This window comes from Streptomyces sp. RG80 (genome assembly GCF_040446465.1).
Lineage (GTDB): Bacteria > Actinomycetota > Actinomycetes > Streptomycetales > Streptomycetaceae > Streptomyces.
In genome coordinates this window covers 102,327-123,975 of record NZ_JBEAAJ010000012.1, presented here as the reverse complement: position 1 = coordinate 123,975, position 21,649 = coordinate 102,327, and the positions used below count along the sequence as shown (strand labels likewise).

Here is a 21,649-nt window from a genome sequence, read left to right as displayed (position 1 = left end):
GTATCGCGTCCCCGGACGGTACCGCATCCAAGATCTCCCGGTGTCACCGACGGATGATCCACGGATCACGCGCGACACCCCCGAGATCCGTGCGTACGCGGTGGAAGGCGTCCCGGAACGCCTCCGGCACCTGCTCGGCCACCCCTTGTCCGAACCCCGGTGCGGGGTGGCGTGAAACGCTCGGTCGGCGCACCGGACCGTCGCCTCAGGGCGTGGCCTGTCGTTCCATACGGCCCACGAGCCCGTCCAGTTCAACGAGACGCCCTGACAGCCCCCGCCCGTCCTGTCAGCGCGCCCGTCAGCCGTGTCAGCGCGCTGTCCGCGCTCTGTCAGCGCACCCCGGCACAGTCCTGTCCATCGAGAACGACAGGCAGCTGACGAGGAGATGACGATGTCCTACGCGATCCGGGCCGAGGGGCTGGTCAAGAAGTACGGCGACTTCACCGCCCTGGACGGGGTGGACCTGGAGGTCCCGGCCGGCAAGGTGGTGGGCGTCCTGGGTCCCAACGGCGCGGGCAAGACCACCACCGTGCGCATCCTGGCCACCCTGCTGCGGCCCGACGCGGGCCGCGCGACGATCGGCGGCCACGACATCGCCGAGGACCCGGTACGGGTACGGCAGCTGATCGGTCTGACCGGCCAGTACGCCTCGGTGGACGAGACGCTGTCCGGCGCCGAGAACCTGGTCCTGATCGGCCGGCTGCTCGGACTGTCCCGACGGGACGCGAAAACCCGGGCCGCGCAGCTCCTGGAGAACTTCTCGCTCACCGAGGCGGCCAAGCGCCCCATCGCCACCTTCTCCGGCGGTATGCGCCGCCGGCTCGACCTGGCCGCGAGCCTGGTGGGCCGCCCCCGGATCCTCTTCCTGGACGAGCCGACCACCCTGCGAGGGGCTTTCACTGTCGGTGCGCCGCCAGGGACTCGAACCCCGGACCCGCTGATGCTGCATCCCCTGGGGGATAACCCCCAGACCCCCAGCCGCCCCCACGGCGCCCGTGAGAATCCGCGCCGGAAAAGCGAAAACCCCCCGCGCCTGCGAGGGGCTTTCACTGTCTGTGCGCCGCCAGGGACTCGAACCCCGGACCCGCTGATTAAGAGTCAGCTGCTCTAACCAACTGAGCTAGCGGCGCTTGCTGACCCGGAGAACTCTACCCGACCTCCCGGGGTGCTCCTGACCGCCTCACCAGGGGTGGAAGGGGGTGCCGTACATCATTCGGACCGTCAACATGCGCGTCCGGACGACAGTTGAGAAACTGACGAACGTGCACAATCGCGGACATTTCCATCTGGAGTGTGAGGGGCAGCGCATGGAGACTCCGGTATTCGAGGAATTCGATCCCGCGAGCGACTGCGACTGCCCCGGATGCGTCCACTGGCGGCGCGTCCTGCCGCACTCCCGCACCGGCCGCCACCCCGCGGCCCACCGAGCCGTCCTGCTCGCCGCGGCCGCCTCCACCACCCTCGTCGGCCACACCGCCCCCGCCTTCGCCGCCCCGCACACCCCGGAGCACCCCGCCAACCCCGCCGCCCGCCCCGGTGTTCCCACCGGCGACGAGCCCGACACCCCGCAGGGCGGCAAGACCCCGCTGCACGGCCCGGGCGGCAAGCCCGCGGTGATCAGGACACCGGCCACCACCCGCGCCGACATCATCAAGCGGGCCAAGACCTGGGTCGCCGCGCAGGTCCCGTACAGCATGTCGGAGTACTGGTCCGACGGTTACCGCCAGGACTGCTCGGGGTTCGTCTCGATGGCCTGGAACCTGCCCGGGAACGAATGGACCGGCAGCCTCGACCAGTACGGCGTCAAGATCCCCAAGGACGACCTCCAGCCCGGCGACATCCTGCTCTTCCACAACCCGGCGGACCCGCAGGCGGGCAGCCACGTGGTCATCTTCGGCGGCTGGACCGACTACACGCACACCTACTACATCGCCTACGAGGAGACCCGCCCGCGCGCCCGCCGGCAGGCGACCCCGTACGCGTACTGGAGCAACTCGGCCCGCTACACCGCCTACCGCTACAAGGGGCTGATGGCGGGCACCGCCGGCAGCGACAAACCCAGCGAGCCGACGGACACCCCGTACCCCGGCGCCGCCTACTTCGGCCCCGGCGCCAACAACAAGCACGTCACCCGGCTGGGCCAGATGCTCGTCGAGCGCGGTGCCCGGCCCTACTACACCTCCGGCCCCGGACCGCGCTGGACGGACACCGACCGCCGCGCCACCCAGGCCTTCCAGCAGGCACAGGGCTGGCGGGGCAAGGACGCGGACGGGCTGCCGGGGCCGCAGACCTGGGCGCTGCTGGTGACCGGGGAAGGCAAGGACATCCGGACCGGGACAGCCGCACCACCCGCACCCGCACCCGCGCCCGCGCCCTCCTCGCACGGGGTGTCCGGCTATCCGGGGCGGGCCATGTTCCGGCCCGGCGTCAGCAACAAGTACGTCACCCTGCTCGGAAAGCAGCTGGTGAAGAAGGGGTTCGGCAAGTACTACACGACCGGTCCAGGACCGCGCTGGGGCGAGGCGGACCGCCGGGCCGTGGAGGCCTTCCAGCGCGCCCAGGGCTGGCGCGGCGGCGCGGCGGACGGCTACCCGGGGCCGGAGACCTGGCGGCGGCTGTTCAAGTAGCCCACCGCAGCCCGCCCTAGCCGCCTTCCCGCACACCCGGCAGCACCCGGCAGCACCCGGCAACACCCATCCACTGTCATGACGCATCTGGCGCGGAGGCTGGAGGCACCCATGAGCACGACGACCACTTCACCCACACCCGAGTCCCCGGGATCCGAGGGGCCCGCCGAGATCACGGCCGGCGCCCGGCCCGTCCGGCTGATCCAGAACGAGGCGACCACCGAGATCCCCGTACATCTGCTGTTCCGCGACGACCCGGAGACGGGCTCCGTGCCGCTGAGCCCCGCGGTCGTGGGGCGCCGGCAGGGCACCGGCGAGCAGCCGCGCTTCCGGCGTCCGGCGCCGGCCGGGCCGCGGCCCGCGGCCGAGGTCGACCCGGCGCTGGCCGAGCGGCCCGCCCGGGTGCTGCCCGGCTCGGCGGGCGTGCTGGCCGGCGCCTGCGGGGTGGCCGGGTGCGTGGCCACCTCGTGGTGGGCGGGCGCGCTGTCGCCGCTCGCGGTGGAGGCCCTGCGGCTGCCGGAGTACGCGGGCGCCGGCCTCGGCCCCGCGCAGTGGGCGGCGTACGCGGGGGCCGGCGCCCTGAGTCTGTTCGGCTTCGGCGGGCTGGCGCGCGGGCGGACCGGGCGGGCCTGGGTGCTGGGCCTCTTCGGCCGCTACCGGGGCACGGTCCGGCGTACCGGTCTGATGTGGGTCAACCCGCTGCTGCTGCGCCGCCGCGTCGACGTACGGCTGCGGCACTGGCGGAGCGACCCGATGCCGGCCGCCGACGGCAACGGGGTCGCGCTGCGGGTGGTCGTCCTGGTGGTGTGGCGGGTGCGGGACACCGCGCGGGCCACGCTGGGCGTGGAGGACCACGAGACGTATCTGCGCGAGTGCGTGGAGGCGGCGCTGGTACGGGTGCCGGTGGAGCCGCCGGGCTCGGCGCGGACCTCGGTGGACTCGGCTACGGACGCGCTGACCCGCCTGGTCGCGGCGGACGCGGGGCCGGTCGGCCTGGAGGTGTTCTCGGTGCAGCCGGTACGGGTCGAGTACGCCCCCGAGGTCGCCGCCGCGATGCACCGCCGCCGGATCGCCGCGCTGGACGCCCAGCACCGGGCGACCGTGCTGACGTCGGTCGTGGACTCGGTGGAGGACACCGTGACCCGGCTGACCATGCGCGGCCTGGTGGAACTGGACGACTACGAACGCAAGGCGCTGGTCAAGGACTTGACGGTGGCGTTCTGCGCGGGGCGGGGGGAGAGCGGTCAGTGAGGCGTGGGGAGTCGGGTCAGTGATTGGTCTGGACATGCTCAAGTAGTCGCAATAATCTGGGACTTGGTCTAGACCTGCACGGCTCACTGAACCGCCTCACTGAACTTCCCCCACGTTCTCCAGGGAGCGGCAGCATGCGCAAAAAGACCAAGTGGTACGCCGCCGCGCTGGCCCTCAGCACGGCCGGAGCCCTCGTGCTCTCCTCCGGCGGCGCCAGCGGACACGGCTACACCGACCTCCCCATCAGCCGGCAGAAGCTCTGCCAGAACGGCACCGTGACGAACTGCGGCGACATCCAGTGGGAGCCGCAGAGCGTCGAGGGCCTCAAGGGCTTCCCCGGGTCCGGCCCGGCCGACGGGACGATATGCAGCGGCGGCCACAGCCGGTTCGCCCAGCTCAGCTCGCCACGCACCCCCTCGGGCGGCGCCTGGCCCGCCACCAAGGTGACGGGCGGTCAGAGCTACACCTTCCGCTGGCAGTTCACCGCCCGCCACGCCACCACCGACTTCAAGTACTACGTCACCAAGCCGGGTTGGAACCAGAACCACAACCTGGCCCGCTCCGACCTCAACCTGACCCCGTTCCTCACCGTCCCGTACAACAACCAGCAGCCCCCGGCCACCCTCTCCCACAGCGGAACCCTGCCGTCCGGGCTCAGCGGCCGGCACGTGATCCTCGCGGTGTGGACGATCGCGGACACCGGCAACGCGTTCTACGCCTGCTCGGACGTGACGTTCTGATCAACTCCGGTAGGGTCCGCGTCTCGTGGACTCCTACTTCGACATAGTGATGCCCCTGCTGATCGCCCTCCTGGTCTGGGGCGGGTACGCGCTCGTACGCCGGACCAGGGAGCGGCGAGCCGCCTGGGAGAGCGGACTGACCGCGCAGGCCCGGGTGGTGCGCGCCTGGGCCACGACCCAGATGGTCAACAACGTGGCCCGGCGCGTGCAGTGGCACGAGTACGACTACACCACCGAGGGCGGCGTCGCGATCCGCTTCAAGGAGAGCGGCGGCCCCCGGGACCGCGAGAGCGGCGAGCAGGTCCTCGTCTACTACACGCCGGTCGACCCCGAGAAGGCCACGGCGTCCGAGCCGCAGCCCGGCAAGGACACGGCGGGCATGGTCTTCGGGCTGTTCTTCATCGGGGCCGCCGTCATCGCGATCCTCTACGCCTGGACGACGATGCCGGAACTCTGAGCTTCGCTTGAGACAGTCCGGCACTCCGGGCGGGTAGGTTCCCCTCACGATCAGCACCGACCAGTGCTCTGACCTCGGGGGAAGCACCATGGATCTCATCTTCTACGCCGTACCCACCCTCATCCTGGCCGTGGTCCTCTACATGGCCTACCGCGTGCTGCACCGCTCGATGCAGATCCGCAGCGCCTGGAGCAGCGGCCTGACCGCCGAGGGGCGCTGTCTGCGGGTGTTCACGACGACGCACGGCGGCGGCAACGACACCTCGGTGAGCACCACGCTCCACCACGTCTACGAGTTCACCGCCCGCGACGGCCGCACGGTCCGCTTCGAGGAGGAGGACGGCCCGGCGACGATCCTCGAGGGCGACTTCGTCACCGTCTACTACGCCGAGGGCGAGCGGGTGGTCGCCACGGCCAAGACGCCGAGCAATGGCAGGCTGGCGGCGTCCACCGGCTTCATCCTGGCCTTCCTCGGGGTGGCCGTGGTGTTCTGCATCGGCTTCATGGTCACGTACCACCAGATGTCCGACGGGTTCGGCAGCGACGACGGCTACGACGGCTCCACGGAGGTCGTCGTGATCGACGGAGTGACGATGACCCCGTGAGACTGCCGAGTCCGTGAGTCCGCGAGGCTCCACATCTGACGGTCCATCAATTACCGTGCGCCGCCATGGAGTCCAACACGCGTACGGTCGCGGAGCTCGTCGCCGCCCGGTGGGACGACCACCGGCCGGGGCTGTGGTTCGAGGAGCGGGTGCTCACCCACCACGAGGTGGCGGCGGGCGCCGCGGCCCGGTCGGCGCTGCTGGCCGATCTGCTGCCGCCCGGTCCCGGTGCGCACATCGGTGTCCTCCTCGACAACACCCCTGAATTCCCCCTGTGGTTGAGCGCCGCGGCTCTCGCCCGCACCGCCGTCGCCGGCGTCAACCCCACCCGCCGCGGCCCCGAACTGGCCCGCGACATCCTGCACACCGAGTGCCGCGTCCTGGTCACCGAACCGGCCCACCTGCCACTCCTCGCCGGCCTCGAACTCCCCGGCGTGAGCGTGCTGGTGACCGGCACGGAGGAGTACGACGCCCTGCTCGCGCCGTACACGGACGCCCGACCGGACGCCACCGCGGCCATCCCGAGCGACCGCCTCCTCCTCTACTTCACCTCCGGCTCCACCGGCGCACCCAAGGCGGCGATCTGCACGCAGGGTCGGCTGGCCGCCGCGGGCCACGCGCTCGTCGACCAGTTCGGCGTACGCCCCGACGACGTCCACTACGTCTGCATGCCGATGTTCCACGGCAACGCGGTGATCGCCGACTGGGCGCCCGCGCTCGCCGCAGGGGCGGGCGTCGCGCTGCGGCGGCGGTTCTCGGCGTCGGGGTTCCTGTCGGACGTACGGCGGTACCGGGCGACGTACTTCACCTATGTGGGCCGGGCCGTGAGTTACGTCCTCGCCACGGAGGAGCGCGCCGACGACCGGGACAACCCGTTGCGGATGGGCTTCGGTACGGAGGCGGGGGCGGTGGACGCGGCCGCCTTCGAGCGGCGGTTCGGGGTGCGGCTGGTGGAGGGCTACGGGTCCTCGGAGGGCGGGGCGGCCGTGCAGTGGTCGCCGGGGACGCCGGCCGGGGCGGTGGGGCGGGCGGGGCCTGGGCTCGTCGTACTCGATCCGGAGACGCGAGCCGAGTGCGCGGTGGCCGTCTTCGACGGGGCCGGGCGGTTGCTGAACGGCGACGAGGCGATAGGGGAGCTGGTCAACCAGGGGCCGAACCCCTTCGAGGGGTACTGGCGCAATGCCGAGGCGGAGGAGGAGCGGCGGCGGGACGGCTGGTACTGGACGGGGGACCTGTTCTGCCGGGACGCCGACGGGTTCCTGTACTTCGCGGGCCGCACCGACGACCGGCTCCGCGTCGACAGCGAGAACCTGGCCGCCGCGATGATCGAGAACATCCTCGCGCGCTACGAGGGTGCGAGCGCCGTCTCGGTGTACGCGATCCCGGACCCGGTGACCGGCGACCAGGTCATGGCGACGCTCGCCGGCACGTTCGACCCGGACACCTTCACCGCTTTCCTGGCCGCCCAGCCCGACCTCGGCACAAAGATGGCCCCCCGCTTCGTACGAGTCGTACACGAGATGCCGGTCACAGTCACCAACAAGATCCACCGAGCCCAACTACGCAGAGAAGCCCTCCACTGCCCCGACCCAGTGTGGTGGCGCCCACCCGGAGAACCGACCTACCGAAAACTGACCCCGGAGGACCTGGCCCCCCTACAAAAGCCCGAAGGGCCCCTCGCTCCCACGAGAGGCCCTTCTGAGGTGCGCCGCCAGGGACTCGAACCCCGGACCCGCTGATTAAGAGTCAGCTGCTCTAACCAACTGAGCTAGCGGCGCATGACTCACGCCCTCCGCTGGATCTGTGTCTCGCGGCTGGCGACAGAGAAAATACTACCTGGTCCGCGGGGGTGCTTCTGACCACGCTCAGATGGCCAGGGAGAGGAGTACGGGCGCCGCGTTCCTGTTCAGGGCGTCCGCTGCCTGGCGGAGCCGGTGGGCGTGCTCGACCGGGAGGGAGAGGGCCAGGCAGCCCACGGAGGAGCCGGCCGTGATCGGGACGGCCGCGCATACCGTGCCCACCGCGTACTCCTGGAGGTCGAGGTGGGGGACGGTGGGCGGCTGGGACTCCAGGCGGTGCAGCAGGAGCCGGTCGCTGGTGATGGTCCGCGAGGTGAGGCGGGCCATCTTGTGCCGGGAGAGATGGTCGCGGCGGCTGTTGTGGTCGAGCTGCCCCAGCAGGCTCTTGCCGATGGCCGTGGCGTGGGCGGAGTAGCGGAAGTCGACCCACTCGTTGACCACCGGGGTCGTCGGGCCGTCGGCGTACTGGGCGACCTTGATCTCACCGTCGACGTACCGGCTGAGGTACACCGCCGCGCCGACCGAGTCGCGCAGTCGGTCCAGGGTGCGCTGGAGTGTCTCGCGCAGGGCCTGCTCACGGTCGTGCGCGGAGCCGAGGCGGGTCAGCGCGTCCCCCGTGACGTACGCGCCGTCGGTGACCTGCTCGACGTAGCCCTCACGGCGCAGCATCCTCAGGAGCGTGGTCAGGCGCTCCGGGTCGATGCCGGTCTGCCGGGCGAGGTCGGTGTCGGTGACTCCGGTGGTGTGCCGCGCCACGGTCTCCAGGACGCGCAGGGCGTCCTGAGCCGAGTGGTACGGCGCGGTCGGCTCGTGCTTCAGCGCCACGGTGTTCCCCCTGCGCTCTGTAACTGGGCCGTATCCGGACAGCGAATCCCTTCCACGATAACGGGCAAGAGGCTTGAAGTGAGGGCCTGTTGACGAGATTCCATCCCTCTCAGCTGGGGCGCTGACCTCCTGGCATATGCCAAAGTCATGCCCCAGCCGCTGGACCTCGCCCGCAGGCCCCTTCACTCCCTGAAGTCAGAGCACCGCGCTGAGAAATTCCCGCGTCCGGTCCTTCTCCGGCTCGCTGAAGATCTTCTCCGGCGGACCCGCCTCGATGATCCGCCCGGAGTCGAACATCAGGACCTGGTCCGAGATGTCCCGGGCGAAATTCATCTCGTGGGTCACACAGAGCATCGTGATGTCGGTGCTGCGGGCGATGTCCCTGAGCACGTCCAGGACGCCCGCCACCAGCTCCGGGTCCAGCGCGGAGGTCACCTCGTCCAGCAGCAGCACCTTCGGCCGCATCGCCAGCGCCCGCGCGATCGCCACCCGCTGCTGCTGGCCGCCGGAGAGCTGGGAGGGGCGGGCGTCGCGCTTGTCGGCCAGCCCCACCAGGTCCAGCAACTCGCGGGCGCGCTCCTCCGCCTCGTCCTTGCTCATGCCGAGCACGGTGACCGGGGCCTCGGTGATGTTCCGCAGTGCCGACATGTTCGGGAACAGGTTGAACTGCTGGAACACCATCCCGATCTGCTTGCGGATCTCGCGGACCTGCTTCTCCGGCGCCGGGAACAGCTGCTGCCCGTCGACGGTGATGATCCCCTCGTCGGGCTTGGTCAGCGTCATCAGCAGCCGCAGGATCGTGGTCTTGCCCGACCCGGACGGCCCGATGAGCGTGACGTGCTTGCCCGCGTCGACGGAGAAGTCCAGGTGGTCGAGGACGGTGTTGTCCCCGAACCGCTTGGTGACGTTCTCCAGGCGGATCAGCTCACCGGGACTCTGGCGGTCGGTGGGGTTGTTCTCGGGCTGTATGTCAGTGGACAAGACGACGCTCCAGGGCTCGCACGAGGAGGGAGGCCAGATAGGCGATGAGGATGAAGGCCACGCCGATCACGGTCAGCGGCTCGGTGAACTGGAAGTGCTCCTGGGAGAAGAGCCGCGCCTGACCGAGCATGTCGAGGACGGTGATCGCCATCAGCAGCGGCGTGTCCTTGAGCATCGCGATGACGTAGTTGCCGAGCGCCGGCACCACCCGGCGGATCGCCTGCGGCAGGATCACCACCCGCCACGTCCGGGTCACCGGCAGGTTCAGCGCCGTCGCGGCCTCCCACTGACCGACGGGCACCGCTTCGATACCGGCCCGGTAGACCTGCATCGTGTACGTCGAGTAGTGCAGACCGATCGCGAAGACACCGGTGGTCAGCGCGGAGAAGGTCAGGCCCCACTCGGGCAGCACGTAGAAGAGGAAGAACAGCTGCACCAGCAGCGGGGTGTTCCGGATGAACTCGGTGACCGCGCCGACCGGCCAGGTCACCCAGCGGGTCGGTGCCCGCATCAGCAGCGCCCACACGAGGCCGAGCGCGAAGGAGATCACCGAGCCCAGGGCGAGTGCCTGCAAGGTGACCAGCAGGCCGTCCCAGAACTGCGGCATGAAGTCGCCGACCGCTCCCCAGTCCCACTTCATGCGACACCACCTCCGACGCCCGTGGTCTCGGCGCGCTTGAGCTCACGCGCGGTGACCCCGCGCTCCGGTTCCTTGCCGACCCCCGACTTCAGCCTCTTCTCCAGGCCCCGCATCAGACGGGTGAGAGCGAAGGCGATCACGAAGTAGATGACCAGCAGATACGTGTAGATCTCCTGGCTCTCCTGCAACGCGAGCCGCACCAGGTTGCCGCTGAACGCCAGGTCGCCCATGCCGATGATCGACACCAGCGCGGTGCCCTTGAGCAGCTCGATCAGCAGGTTGGAGAACGACGGGATCATCTCCGGCACCGCCTGCGGCAGCAGGATCAGCTTCATCCGCTGCCAGGGCGTGAAGCTGAGCGCGATCCCGCCCTCCTTCTGCGCCGGGTCCACCGCGTTCAGCGCGCCCCGCACGATCTCCGAGCCGTACGCGCCGTACGTCAGCCCGAGCGCGAGCGTGCCCGCCCACATCGGCACCAGCTGCCAGCCGAAGGCGAGCGGCAGGACGAAGTACACCCAGAAGATCATGATGAGCGCCGAGGTCCCGCGGAACACCTCGGTGTAGAAGCCGGCGAGGAACCGCACGATCCACAGCCGGTGGGTGCGCGCGACACCGACGACGAACGACACGGCGGTCGCCACCAGCGCGCTGAACACCAGCAGTTGGACGGTGGTCCAGACGCCCTTGAGTACGAGTTCCCACAGTCCGGTGGTCATCCGCCCGCACCTCCGCCGCACAGCTCCTTCGCGGTGAGGTCGGTCATCTCGGCCTCGGTGAACCCGAAGGGCTTGAGGATGCGGAACAGCTCCCCGCTCTTCTTCAGCTTCCGCAGCTCCACGTTGAAGGCGTCCCGCAGCTTCGTCTCGGTCGGCCGGAACGCGAACGCGCCGCCGTCGACATGGGGTTTGCCGTCCACGAGGGGCGCGAAGGCCTTGGTGGCCTCGGTCTTGGCGGACTTCTTGACCACCTCGCGGGTGGTGAGCGCCGTACCGGCGAACACGTCGGCCCGCCCGGCCTCCACGGCGTTGAGCCCGGCGACCTGGTCCGGGACGATCAGGATGTCGCTCTCCTTGTACCCCGCGTCGACGGCGTACTGGATCTCGGCGTACCCGGTCCCGGTGGCGAACTTGGCCTTCTTCTCCACGACGTCCTGGTAGTCGTGCAGCCCCTTCGGATTGCCCTTACGCACGATGAACGAGTCGAGCATCTGATAGTCGGGATCGGCGAAGATGACCTGCTCGCAGCGCTCGGGATTGACGTACATCCCGGCGGCCACGACGTCGAACTGCTGGGAGTTCAGTCCCGGTATGAGCGAGCCGAACTCGGTGGGAACGGGCTGGACCCGGTCCACCCCGAGCCGCTTGAAGATCGCCTTCGCCAGCTCGGGCGCCTCACCGGTCAGCTCACCGTCCCTGTCGATGTACCCGAACGGGATCTCGCCGGCGATTCCCAGCCGTACGACACCCGCCGCCCTGAGGCGTTCGAGCAGATCACCGCCATCCGTGGTCGAAGCCGTGGCCACCCGCGAGCAGCCGGCGGCCCCCAGCGCACCGAGCGCCGCCACCCCCGCGAGCAGCGATCGACGCGTGGTTCCGGTCCCTGATGTGTCTCTGTCGTTCCGAATCGGTGGAGCCATGGCGGCGCGGCTACCCGAGCGCACGCGATGTATGCACTATGGAACGCATGGCTGACCGCTACGTCGAAGTCTCGCTGGTCAAGCGGGGAATCACCTGTACGGCAAAGCTGCTGACCGACCGCGCGCCCGTGACCTGCGCTGCTGTCTGGGATTCCCTGCCGCTCACCGGCGACGTCTACCACGCGAAATACGCCCGCAACGAGATCTACGCCCTGTTCCCGCCGTTCGCACCAGCAGAGCCACCCCTGGAAAATCCGACCGTCACTCCCATCCCCGGCGACCTGTGCTACTTCTCCTTCGCGGGCACCGAGCTCGGCACCAAGGCGTACGGCTACGACCGCGAGGTCCGCGCCGGCACCACGGTCGTCGACCTGGCCCTCTTCTACGAGCGCAACAACCTCCTCCTCAACGGTGACGTGGGGTGGGTGCCCGGCATCGTCTGGGGGCAGGTGGTGGAGGGGCTGGCGGAGATGGCCGAGGGGTGCAACGACCTCTGGCGGTCGGGGGCCGCCGGGGAGACGCTCAGTTTCCGAAGGGCCTGACCCCGTCCAGCGCGTGCGCCGCCCGCAGCACCAGATCGTCCCGGTGCCGGGCGGCCACGATCTGGAGCCCCACCGGCAGTCCGTCGCCGTCCACTCCCACCGGGACGGACGCGGCGGGCTGCTGCGTCATGTTGAAGGGGTAGGTGAACGGCGTCCACCCGGTCCACCGCCGGTGCCCCGAACCCTTCGGCACCTCCGCGCCCGCCTCGAAGGCGGTGATCGGCAGGGTCGGGGTGAGGAGCAGGTCGTAGGTCTCGTGGAAGCGGCCCATCCGGCGCCCGAGGTCCATCCGGACGTCCACGGCGGCGAGGTAGTCCAGCGCCGAGTACCGCGCCCCCAGCCCGCAGATCTCCCGCAGTCCCGGATCCAGCAACTCCCGCTGGTGCGGCCCGAACTGCTGTGTCACGCGGGCCGCCCCGCTGAACCACAGGGTGTGGAAGGCGTCCACGGGGTCGGTGAAGTCGGGGTCGGTCTCCTCGACGTACGCGCCCAGCCCGGCCAGCCGCTCCACCGCCCGCCGTACCGCCGCCGCGACCGCCGGCCGCACCCGCACCTGTCCGCCGAGGGAGGGGGAGTAGGCGACCCGCAGACCGCGCACGCCCTTGTCCAGCGCGCCGGTGTACGGAGCGGCGGCCGGCCCCAGCCCCGACCAGTCCCGTGCGTCCGGTGCTCCGATGACGTCCAGCATGAGCGCCGCGTCCGCCGCGTCCCGGGTCATCGGCCCCACATGCGACAAGGTGCCGAAGGCGCTCGCCGGATACAGCGGCACCCGCCCGTACGTCGGCTTCAGCGCGAAGATCCCGCAGAAGGCCGCCGGGATACGGACACTGCCCCCGCCGTCCGTGCCCAGCGCCAGCGGCCCGGCGCCGAGGGCCACGGCCGCCGCCGCGCCGCCGCTGGAGCCGCCCGCGGTGCGCGAGGGGTCGTGCGGGTTGCGGGTGACCCCGGACAGCGGCGAGTCCGTGACCCCCTTCCAGCCGAACTCGGGTGTCGTCGTCTTGCCCAGGAACACCGCCCCGTGCTCGCGCAGCCGGGCGACCGAGGGCGCGTCCTCGTCCCAACGGCCCTGCTCCGGCAGCGCCTTGGAGCCCTTCAGGGTCGGCGCCCCGCGCATCAGCAGGATGTCCTTCACCGTGACCGGCACCCCGTCGACCAGCCCCGCCGGCTCACCGCGCCGCCAGCGGTCCGCGGACTCCCGCGCCCGGGCGAGCGCCTCGTCCGCGGTGAGCCGTACGAACGCGTTCACCTCCGGCTGGATCCGCTCGGCCCGTTCCAGCGCCGCCCGGGTCGCCTCGACGGGGCTGAACTCGCCCTTGCGGTAACCGTCGACGAGCTGTACTGCGGTCAGTTCGGTGAGCTCCGTCATCCGCCCCTCCGGAGTCGTGTCAGTGCCCTGGTACGTACCCGCGCTTCTTGTCGACCACGTTCAGCAGTGGCTTGCCCGCCGCCCAGCGGTCGTACAACTCCAGGAACTGCGAGCCCAGTTCGTCCCGCCAGCCCACCGTGTCGCCGCTCATGTGCGGGGACACGATCAGATCCGGTACCTGCCACAACGGGCTGTCCGGGCCGAGGGGTTCATGCTCGAACACATCCAGCGCGGCGCCCGCGATCCACCGCTTGCGCAGCGCGTCCGCCAGCGCCTCCTCGACGACGAGCTGACCCCGCCCGACGTTCACGAACCGCGCCGACGGCTGCATCACCCCGAACCGCCGGGCATCGAACATCCCGTACGTCTGCTCCGTCAGCGGCGCCGCCGCGATCACCCAGTCGGCGCGGGCGATCAGCCGGTCCAGCTCGCCGGGGCCGTGGATACCGGTGCGCGGGGTGCGGCCGACGACGGCCGTCGTGATCTCAAGTGCCTTGAGAGTACGGGCGATCGTCCGGCCGATGGGCCCCGAACCGACGATCACCGCCCGCGTCCCGGCCACCCGCCGCGACTCCCGGTGCCGCCACACACCCTCCCGCTGAAGGTCCAGCGTCCGCGGCAGATCCTTCGCCATCGCGAGGACCAGCGCGGCGACGTACTCCGCGATGGGCTGGTCGAAGACACCGCGCGCGTTGGTCACCACCGTGTCGGACAAGGCCAGTTCGGGGCACATCAGATGGTCCACGCCCGCACTCGCCGTGTGCACCCAGCGCGGTCGCGGCCCCTCGCCCGGCCAGGCCGCCCGGACCGCGTGGGAGGTGAAGTCCCAGACCAGCAGCACGTCGGCGTACGGCAGCCGCTCGGCCAGCGTCGACGCGTCCGTGTGCTCGACACGCGCGCGGCCGGTGAGACTGCCGAGGCGGGGGAGGGGATCGGCGTCCAGGACGAGCAGGGTGGGGGCGGTCATCCGAAGCCGTTCCTCCACAGGCGTCTGACATGCGCGGATTGACCACGCTCGCACCCGAACCTACCTTCGTCAACACGGGCGCGTGTACGGTCCGTTGTCCCCCCGTCTCTCACCGTGAGGCCGGTGTCCGCCATGGACCTCTCTTTTCTCGGTGGACCGCGCCCCCAGCGCGGTGTCGGTGTCGTCGCCCCCTTCGACTTCGCGCTGGACCGCGAGCTGTGGCGCTGGGTCCCGGACGAGGTGTCACTGCATCTGACCCGGACGCCGTACGTGCCCGTCGAGGTCAGCCTCGACCTGGCCCGCCTCGTCAGCGAGCACGAGACACTCCACGACGCGGTGCGCACCCTGAACGCCATCGCGCCCGAGGTCGTCGCCTACGCCTGCACCTCGGGCAGCTTCGTCGGCGGGGTCGCGGGGGAGCGGGCGATGTGCGAGGCGATGACGAGGGCCGGCGCGGTCCCGTCGGTGACGACGTCCGGCGCCCTCCTGGAGGCCCTGATCGACCTCAGCGTCCACCGCGTGGCGCTGGTGACCCCGTACACGGTGTCGGTCACCCGGGCCCTGGAGGAGTACGTCGCGGAGGCGGGCATATCGGTCACGGGCTGTGCCTTCATGGGTCTGACCAGGCACATCTGGAAGGTCCCGTACCGCGAGGTCGCCGCGATGGCCCGCAAGGCGGTCCGCGGAGTACGGGGCGAGGCCGACGCGCTCTTCATCAGCTGCACCAACCTCCCGACGTACGACGTCATCCCGCAACTGGAGGCGGAGCTGCGTCTTCCGGTGATCTCGGCCAACCAGGTGACGATGTGGGCTGCGCTGCGCCGACTGGGTACCCGAGCGGTGGGGCCGTACCAGGCGCTGATCGATCCGGCGGCCAGGATCGGCCCCGTGCGCCCCGTACTGCCGGACGAAGAGCAGCAGGAAGGCTGGACATGACCGCACTCGGATTTCTCTACCCGGGCCACTCCGCCGAGGACGACTATCCGCGCATCGAGCAGCTCCTGGGCAGCGACGTCCGCCTCGACGTGGTCCACACCGACATCGGCGAGGACGCCCACCGCCCCGACGCCCTGCGCCGCATGGGCTCCGCCGAGCGCCTCGCGGCGGGCGTCGAGGAACTGCGGATGGCGGGCGCCGAGTCCGTGGTGTGGGCCTGCACCAGCGGCAGTTTCGTCTACGGCTGGGAGGGCGCCCACGACCAGGTCCGCACCCTCGCCCGCACCGCGGGCATGCCGGCCTCCTCGACGTCCTTCGCCTTCGTGCACGCGGCGCGGGAGATCGGGGCGGGACGGGTCGCCGTCGGAGCGACGTACCCGGACGACGTGGCGGGACTCTTCGCGGAGTTCCTGCGCGCGGGCGGCCTGGAGGTGACCGGCCTGAAGGGCGCCGGCATCATCACGGCCGCCGAGGTCGGCACCTGGGGCGAGGCGGAGATCTTCGCACTGGCGAGGCAGGCGGACACCGCGGACGCCGACGCCCTCCTCCTCCCGGACACGGCCCTGCACACCGCCGCGCACATCACTTCCCTGGAGAAGGAACTCGGCAAGCCGATCCTGACCGCCAACCAGGTCACGGTCTGGGAGGGGCTGAGGCTGGCGGACCGGAGGGTGAACGCGCCGAATCTGGGTGCCCTGTTCACGAAGGAGCCGATCGTGCAGGTGTAGGTCTTTCAGCCCGTCTGGGGGCACCCCCTCTGGGGGAGTTTGAGGACGAGGCCCTTCGGGCCGTTGGGGGTCTGGGGGCGCAGCCCCCAGCGGGGTCGAAGGGGCAGCGCCCCTGGGGATGGGAACGGGTAAGGGCGGCGGGGGAGAAGGAATAACCGGAGCCTCCCTCCTGTTACCGCCCCAAGACTCAGTGGACGGCACAGCACCAGGAGGCACCCCCGTGACGGCAGACGAGATCCGAGGCACCGTACAGGGCACGGCACCGGTCCCCCTCTCCGTACTCGACCTCGTCACGGTCGGCGCCGGCCGCACCGCCACCCAGGCCCTGCGCACCAGCGTCGACCTCGCCAAACTGACGGAGTCCCGCGGCTTCCACCGCTACTGGGTCGCCGAACACCACTCCATGCCCGGCGTGGCCTCCTCGTCCCCCGCCGTGATCCTCGCCCACCTCGCCGCCCACACCGACCGCATCCGCCTCGGCTCGGGCGGCGTCATGCTCCCCAACCACGCCCCGCTGGTCATCGCGGAACAGTTCGGCACGCTGGAGGCGATGGCCCCGGGCCGTATCGATCTGGGCCTCGGCCGAGCCCCCGGCACCGACGGCGCCACCGCCGCGGCCCTGCGCCGCACCCAGACGCTCCACGAGGGCGCCGACGACTTCCCCGAGCAGCTCGCGGAGCTGACCCGTTTCCTGGACGACGACTTCCCCGACGGCCACCGCTACGCCCGTATCCACGCGGTCCCCGGCCCGATCCAGTCGACGTCCCCCGGCGGCGTCCAGTCCCCGCACCGCCCGCCGATCTGGCTGCTGGGCTCCTCCGGCTTCAGCGCCCGTCTGGCCGCCACCCTGGGCCTGCCCTTCGCCTTCGCCCACCACTTCTCGGCGCAGAACACGGTCCCGGCCCTCGACCTCTACCGCGAGTCCTTCCGCCCGAGCGCGGTCCTCGACGAGCCGTACGCCCTCATCGGCGTCTCCGCCCTCGCCACGGACGACGAGAAGGAGGCCCGCCGCCAGGTCCTCGCCGCGAGCCTCAACATGGTCCGGCTGCGCACCGGCCGCCCCGGCCTCGTCCCCACCCCCGAGGAGGCGGAGGCCTATGAGTTCAGCCCCATGGAACGCGACTTCATCACGTCCTGGAACGCCAACGTCATCCACGGCACCGCCGACGAGGTCCGTGCCGGCCTCGACGACCTCCACAAGCGCACCGGCGCCGACGAGCTCATGATCACGTCCCACGCCCACAGCGCGGACCTGCGCGTGCGCTCGTACGAACTGATCGCCGACGCCTACGGGTTGCCGACCGCCTGACCGACGAGCAGCTCGGAGATACGATCCGGCGCCACCGGCCGCGAGTACAGCCACCCCTGGCCGGTGTCGCAGCCGATGCTGCGCAACCGGGAGGCCTGGGCGGAGGTCTCGACGCACTCGGCGGTGACGGTCAGCCCCAGCCGGTGGGCCAGCTGGATCATCGCCTCGACCACGACCTCGTCGGCGGGGTTGGGCGAGGCGCCCGTCCCCTCGTACTGGAAGCCCCGTACGAAGGAGCCGTCCAGCTTCAGGACCGCGACCGGCAGCCGGCTGAGGTAGGCGAGGTTCGAGTAGCCGGTGCCGAAGTCGTCGATGGCGATGTGGACGCCCATGTCGCTGAGCGCCTGGAGCGCCTGGAGGGGGCGGCCCGCCGAGCCCATGACCGCGGACTCCGTCAGCTCCAGCTGGAGCAGGCCCGGGGCCAGGCCCGTCTCGGCGAGGATGTCGGCGACGTCCTCGACCAGGTCGGAGTCCCACACCTGGCGCACCGCGACATTGACGCTGACGAAGATCGGCGGCTCGTCGGGATGGTCCAGCTGCCACTGCCGAGCCTGCCGGCAGGCGGTGGCGAGCACCCAGCGGCCGAGCTGCACGATCGAGCCGTCCTCCTCGGCCAGTCCGATGAACCGATTCGGCGTCAGCATGCCGAACTGCGGATGGTTCCAGCGCACCAGCGCCTCGACACCGCGCAGCCGGCCGTCCTCCATGCAGACCAGCGGCTGGTACTCCAGGACGAACTCCCCGCGCTCGATGGCCGGTCGGAGTGTGGAGGCGAGCGCCTGGCGGGTCATGCGGTGCGCGTTGCGCTCGGGGTCGAAGAGCGTCCAGCGGGCCTTGCCGTCGGCCTTGGCCCAGTACAGGGTCGTGTCGGCGGCCTGGACCAGGGCGGTGGGGGTGGTGCCGGCCGCGTGCCGTTCCACGACGCCGATCGACGCGGAGACCGACAGCCGCCGGCCCGCGATGTCGAAGGGCGCCTGGACCGCCTTCAGTACGGCCTCGGCGAGGTCCGCCAGCTGGTCGGTGCCGGTGGAGTCCTCGACGAGCAGGGCGAATTCGTCGCCGCCGAGTCTGGCCACCAGCGGTGCGCTGCCCCGGGTCAGGCCGGCCTCGTCGGCGCAGCGCGTCAGGCGTTCCGCCACCGCGGCCAGCAGCCGGTCCCCGACGCGGTGTCCGAGCGTGTCGTTGATCGCCTTGAAGCCGTCGAGGTCGAGATAGCAGAGCCCGATCCGCCCGGTGCCGCCCTGCGCGTACGACTCCGCCTCCAGCGCGGCCGAGAGCCGCTCGAAGAACAGGGTGCGGTTGGGCAGCCGGGTCACCGGGTCGTGCATCTGCAAGTGCCGCAGCCGGGCCTGGAGTTCGCGCTGGGTGCTGATGTCGGCGATGGACATCAGCACCCCGGGCTCGCCCGTGCCCAGCGGCGCGACCGTGACCTGCACCCACACGGACTGGCCGTCGGGATGCTTGAGCCGGCGGGTGCACCGCAGCCGGGCCTGCCGGCCGCGCAGCACCTCCTGGTACGCCTGCCAGGTACGGGCGTCCGAGGCCAGGTCCACCAGTTCGGCGGCGACCTGCCCGGCGAGTGCCCCGGGCACGCTGCCGAGGAGTTCGCCGAGCACGCTGTTGGCGCCGACGACCAGGCCCTCGCGGTCCACGACCGCCATGGCCAGCGGCGCGGCCACGAACGCCGACTGATAGGCCGGGGGTGCCGGGGATGCCGGGGATGCAGTACGAGGAGACGTACTGAAGTCACTGTCCGTGACGACCGCCCGGTCGAGATCTGCCGCGGGCGTCGGCCCTTCGGAGGTTCCGCTCACCGTTCGCTCCCGCGTGCACTCGATCTCTGTCCGTGCAGGAAAGTGTGCCGATCATAGAGGCTGGCCCCCACCCCTTCCAGCCACCGTCCAGTGTCCCCGACCAACCGGTGCTTCTGACAGATCGTTTCTGCCCGCACCTGGACGGCTTGTTGAGGGCGCCCGACCAGGTGTGACGTTCCGTGAGCGATTCGGGGTGTCGCTTCTGACGGTTCTTCGCCGTACTCACTCGTCTGGTGCAGACAAACAGGGCGTAGTACGACAATGTCACACAGGCTGGGTGCGGTGTCCCGCGAACCGCACCCGGAGGTCCCTGTGCCGCGCCCTTTCCCGCGCCCCCGACTGCGCAGCGCTGCGGCCGTGTTCACCACCATGTCGGCCCTGGCCGCCACCTCCCTCATCACCGGACCCTCGGTCGCCGAACCCTTCTCGGCCGGCCCGTGCGCCCTGACCCGCACTCAGGCGCACCACTCCGAGGGTCTGGACACCTGGAACGCCGCCTATCCGCGCCCGACCCGCACTCTGGACGCGGTGATGGTGTTCCTGTCATTCCCGGACGCGACCCCGCGAACCGCTCCCGGCGAACTCGCCGCCGACCACTTCCCCGCGACCAGCCGTTTCTTCGAGCAGGCCTCCTACGGCAGGTTCGCCCTGCGCCCGCACCCGCTGCCGCACTGGATCCGGATGCCGAAGCCGTCCACCGCGTACGCCATACAGCGGGACTGGAGCCCGTCCCACCGAGCCGCCTATCTGCGCGACGCGCTGGGCGCGGCGGACGGGCAGGTGGACTTCTCGCGCTACGACGTCGTCTACTTCGTCGCCGACCCGGACGCGCCCGGCGTGGACTCCGACGCCACGAAGGTCGTCAATCTGGACACCCCGATGCGCGCCGACGGGACGGACATCCGCCGGGTCGTCACGGTCTTCGAGCAGCACCCGCCGGACCGGCTCGTCCTGGCCCACGAGACCGGGCACGTCTTCGACCTGCCCGACCTCTACCAGCGGCCGGTGGACGGCAAGGGCGACTGGGACACCTACGTCGGCGACTGGGACCTGATGGGCAGCCAGTTCGGGCTGGCCCCGGACCTGTTCGCCTGGCACAAGTGGAAGCTGGGCTGGCTGGAGCCGCGGCAGGTGACCTGCGTACGGGGCTCGACCCGGCTGACACTGGAGCCGCTCGGGGCGGGAGCCCCGGCCGGGGGCCCGGCCGCCTTCGGCCTCGGCCGGGGCACCAAGCTCGCGGTCGTCCGCACCGGGCCCGACAGCGCGCTCGCCTTCGAGGCGCGCGGCGCGGTCGGCAACGACACGGCGACCTGCCGCGAGGGGGTCCTCGTCTACCGCGTGAAGGCCGGCTCCGCCTCCGGCGGCGGCCCCATCCAGGTGATCGACGCCCACCCCCACACCGAGGCCTGCTGGGAACGCTCCGTCTACCCACCCCTCGCCGACGCCCCCATCGCCCTCGGCGAGAGCTTCACGGTGCCGGGAGAGGACGTACGCGTGGAGGTGGAGGGCCGAACGACATCGGGCCAGTGGACGGTACGACTCACGACCGGCTGACCGCTGTCCCTGAGCACACGAAAGGCCCCTCACCATGGGTGAGGGGCCTTTCATTGTCTGTGCGCCGCCAGGGACTCGAACCCCGGACCCGCTGATGCTGCATCCCCTGGGGGCTAACCCCCAGACCCCCAGCCACCCCCACGGCGCCCGTGAGAATCCGCGCCGGAAAAGCGAAAACCCCCCGCACCTGCGAGGGGCCTTCGTGTCTGTGCGCCGCCAGGGACTCGAACCCCGGACCCGCTGATTAAGAGTCAGCTGCTCTAACCAACTGAGCTAGCGGCGCCTGCTGACGTCGTAGACCTTAGCATCCTGATCGGCGGGAGGAAAAATCGATATGCGGACGGCCGCGCGGGCCGCTCGTACGGCTGCCCACAGCAGGATCTCCGGGCCCGGCAACCAGGGGTGACGGGTGTCCGGGGCGACGAGCCAGCGGCTGTCGAGGGGGGTCGGGACGGCCCCCGTCGGCCGTGGCGCGGGGACGGTCACGGCGTCGCCGGAGCCGTGGCACAGCAGCGGCGGAACCGCGCTCGAGCGGCCGAACTCCTCCCACCGCAGCAGCGAGGGCAGCCGGTGTGCCGTGCCCGGCGCGGCGAACAGCAGCATCCGGCCCCGGAACACCGCGACCGGCCCGGAACCGGGGCCCTCGTCCCACAGCTGGTCCAGCACCCGGCGCCCGAAGACCGCGGGGACGTTCACGACGTCGAACGCGGTACCGCAGGGCAGCACGACCGGGGCGTCCGGCCGGTCCTCCCAGAGGGCCAGCGTGCTTCGCGGATACGTTCCTGCCGAGGCGAGCCACTCCGCGCCGTCCGCGGTGACCCCGCTGACGTCGGAACGGTCGGAGAAGAGCTCCTTGGTTGTGTCGCTCATGAC

At 70.9% G+C, this 21,649-nt stretch carries 20 protein-coding genes, 3 tRNA genes and 1 pseudogene; 12 read left to right on the top strand and 12 right to left on the bottom strand.

Going from position 1 to position 21,649, the window contains the following annotated elements; translation table 11 throughout:
* Positions 1-391: 391 nt before the first annotated feature.
* Positions 392-925: pseudogene (locus ABKA17_RS36960) on the top strand (ATP-binding cassette domain-containing protein); the annotation flags it as partial.
* A 131-nt stretch (positions 926-1,056) separates the two neighbouring features.
* Here ABKA17_RS36960 and ABKA17_RS36955 read toward each other — a convergent pair.
* A tRNA-Lys gene (locus ABKA17_RS36955) sits at positions 1,057-1,130 on the bottom strand.
* Between the two features lie 177 nt (positions 1,131-1,307).
* Here ABKA17_RS36955 and ABKA17_RS36950 point away from each other — a divergent pair.
* From ABKA17_RS36950 to ABKA17_RS36925, 6 genes are all read left to right on the top strand, one after another.
* Complete coding sequence (locus ABKA17_RS36950; protein ID WP_353696745.1) at positions 1,308-2,627, top strand: peptidoglycan-binding protein; 1,320 nt, start codon at positions 1,308-1,310, stop codon at positions 2,625-2,627.
* Positions 2,628-2,738: 111 nt separating this feature from the next.
* A complete protein-coding gene (locus tag ABKA17_RS36945) occupies positions 2,739-3,878 on the top strand; it encodes an SPFH domain-containing protein (RefSeq protein WP_353696744.1) in 1,140 nt (379 codons plus the stop codon).
* A 134-nt stretch (positions 3,879-4,012) separates the two neighbouring features.
* On the top strand, positions 4,013-4,618 hold the full coding sequence (locus tag ABKA17_RS36940) for a lytic polysaccharide monooxygenase auxiliary activity family 9 protein (protein ID WP_353696743.1): 606 nt from the start codon (positions 4,013-4,015) through the stop codon (positions 4,616-4,618).
* Between the two features lie 25 nt (positions 4,619-4,643).
* Positions 4,644-5,075 (top strand): DUF3592 domain-containing protein, encoded by a 432-nt coding sequence (locus ABKA17_RS36935; RefSeq protein WP_353696742.1) that lies wholly within the window; start codon positions 4,644-4,646, stop codon positions 5,073-5,075.
* 88 nt (positions 5,076-5,163) lie between these two features.
* Positions 5,164-5,679 carry a DUF3592 domain-containing protein gene (locus ABKA17_RS36930; RefSeq protein WP_353696741.1) on the top strand — a complete coding sequence of 172 codons (516 nt, stop codon included), beginning with the start codon at positions 5,164-5,166 and terminating at the stop codon, positions 5,677-5,679.
* 65 nt (positions 5,680-5,744) lie between these two features.
* A complete protein-coding gene (locus tag ABKA17_RS36925; protein ID WP_353696740.1) occupies positions 5,745-7,418 on the top strand; it encodes a long-chain-fatty-acid--CoA ligase in 1,674 nt (557 codons plus the stop codon).
* On the opposite strand, the gene ABKA17_RS36920 is transcribed toward ABKA17_RS36925, so the two are convergent.
* From ABKA17_RS36920 to ehuB, 6 genes are all read right to left on the bottom strand, one after another.
* Positions 7,384-7,457 (bottom strand) — tRNA-Lys (locus ABKA17_RS36920). The genes ABKA17_RS36925 and ABKA17_RS36920 overlap by 35 nt on opposite strands.
* A gap of 87 nt (positions 7,458-7,544) precedes the next feature.
* Entirely contained in the window at positions 7,545-8,303 is a 759-nt protein-coding gene (locus ABKA17_RS36915; RefSeq protein ID WP_353696739.1) for an IclR family transcriptional regulator, read from the bottom strand.
* Positions 8,304-8,498: 195 nt separating this feature from the next.
* The gene (gene ehuA / locus ABKA17_RS36910; RefSeq protein ID WP_353696738.1) at positions 8,499-9,284 is read right to left on the bottom strand and encodes an ectoine/hydroxyectoine ABC transporter ATP-binding protein EhuA; all 786 of its coding nucleotides are present in this window, start codon (positions 9,282-9,284) and stop codon (positions 8,499-8,501) included.
* Positions 9,274-9,924, bottom strand: coding sequence for an ectoine/hydroxyectoine ABC transporter permease subunit EhuD (gene ehuD, locus ABKA17_RS36905; RefSeq protein ID WP_353696737.1), 651 nt, complete (start codon positions 9,922-9,924; stop codon positions 9,274-9,276). Before ehuD ends, ehuA begins: the two co-directional genes overlap by 11 nt.
* The gene (ehuC, locus tag ABKA17_RS36900) at positions 9,921-10,640 is read right to left on the bottom strand and encodes an ectoine/hydroxyectoine ABC transporter permease subunit EhuC (protein ID WP_353696736.1); all 720 of its coding nucleotides are present in this window, start codon (positions 10,638-10,640) and stop codon (positions 9,921-9,923) included. Before ehuC ends, ehuD begins: the two co-directional genes overlap by 4 nt.
* Positions 10,637-11,560, bottom strand: coding sequence for an ectoine/hydroxyectoine ABC transporter substrate-binding protein EhuB (gene ehuB, locus ABKA17_RS36895; protein WP_353696735.1), 924 nt, complete (start codon positions 11,558-11,560; stop codon positions 10,637-10,639). Before ehuB ends, ehuC begins: the two co-directional genes overlap by 4 nt.
* Before the next feature lie 47 nt (positions 11,561-11,607).
* Here ehuB and ABKA17_RS36890 point away from each other — a divergent pair, with 47 nt between their 5' ends.
* A complete protein-coding gene (locus ABKA17_RS36890) occupies positions 11,608-12,102 on the top strand; it encodes a DUF3830 family protein (protein ID WP_353696734.1) in 495 nt (164 codons plus the stop codon).
* Here ABKA17_RS36890 and ABKA17_RS36885 read toward each other — a convergent pair.
* Together ABKA17_RS36885 and ABKA17_RS36880 are read right to left on the bottom strand one after the other, a co-directional pair.
* Positions 12,083-13,468: an amidase gene (locus ABKA17_RS36885; RefSeq protein WP_353696733.1), complete on the bottom strand. Its 1,386-nt coding sequence runs from the start codon at positions 13,466-13,468 to the stop codon at positions 12,083-12,085. The genes ABKA17_RS36890 and ABKA17_RS36885 overlap by 20 nt on opposite strands.
* A gap of 19 nt (positions 13,469-13,487) precedes the next feature.
* Positions 13,488-14,435, bottom strand: coding sequence for a D-2-hydroxyacid dehydrogenase (locus ABKA17_RS36880; protein ID WP_353696732.1), 948 nt, complete (start codon positions 14,433-14,435; stop codon positions 13,488-13,490).
* Between the two features lie 132 nt (positions 14,436-14,567).
* Between ABKA17_RS36880 and ABKA17_RS36875 the strand changes: the two genes are divergently transcribed.
* The 3 genes from ABKA17_RS36875 to ABKA17_RS36865 all read left to right on the top strand — a co-directional run bounded on the left by ABKA17_RS36875 (position 14,568) and on the right by ABKA17_RS36865 (position 17,408).
* A complete protein-coding gene (locus ABKA17_RS36875) occupies positions 14,568-15,371 on the top strand; it encodes a maleate cis-trans isomerase family protein (protein ID WP_353696921.1) in 804 nt (267 codons plus the stop codon).
* Positions 15,368-16,099 carry a maleate cis-trans isomerase family protein gene (locus ABKA17_RS36870; protein ID WP_353696731.1) on the top strand — a complete coding sequence of 244 codons (732 nt, stop codon included), beginning with the start codon at positions 15,368-15,370 and terminating at the stop codon, positions 16,097-16,099. Before ABKA17_RS36875 ends, ABKA17_RS36870 begins: the two co-directional genes overlap by 4 nt.
* Positions 16,100-16,319: 220 nt before the next feature.
* Complete coding sequence (locus ABKA17_RS36865) at positions 16,320-17,408, top strand: LLM class flavin-dependent oxidoreductase (RefSeq protein WP_353696730.1); 1,089 nt, start codon at positions 16,320-16,322, stop codon at positions 17,406-17,408.
* On the opposite strand, the gene ABKA17_RS36860 is transcribed toward ABKA17_RS36865, so the two are convergent.
* On the bottom strand, positions 17,387-19,222 hold the full coding sequence (locus ABKA17_RS36860; protein WP_353696729.1) for a putative bifunctional diguanylate cyclase/phosphodiesterase: 1,836 nt from the start codon (positions 19,220-19,222) through the stop codon (positions 17,387-17,389). The genes ABKA17_RS36865 and ABKA17_RS36860 overlap by 22 nt on opposite strands.
* 282 nt (positions 19,223-19,504) lie before the next feature.
* Here ABKA17_RS36860 and ABKA17_RS36855 point away from each other — a divergent pair, with 282 nt between their 5' ends.
* Positions 19,505-20,776 carry a M6 family metalloprotease domain-containing protein gene (locus ABKA17_RS36855; protein ID WP_353696728.1) on the top strand — a complete coding sequence of 424 codons (1,272 nt, stop codon included), beginning with the start codon at positions 19,505-19,507 and terminating at the stop codon, positions 20,774-20,776.
* 209 nt (positions 20,777-20,985) lie between these two features.
* Here ABKA17_RS36855 and ABKA17_RS36850 read toward each other — a convergent pair.
* Together ABKA17_RS36850 and ABKA17_RS36845 are read right to left on the bottom strand one after the other, a co-directional pair.
* Positions 20,986-21,059: transfer RNA gene (locus ABKA17_RS36850), tRNA-Lys, on the bottom strand.
* A complete protein-coding gene (locus ABKA17_RS36845; protein ID WP_353696727.1) occupies positions 21,050-21,646 on the bottom strand; it encodes a bifunctional DNA primase/polymerase in 597 nt (198 codons plus the stop codon). The genes ABKA17_RS36850 and ABKA17_RS36845 overlap by 10 nt, the downstream gene beginning before the upstream one ends.
* Positions 21,647-21,649: the final 3 nt, after the last annotated feature.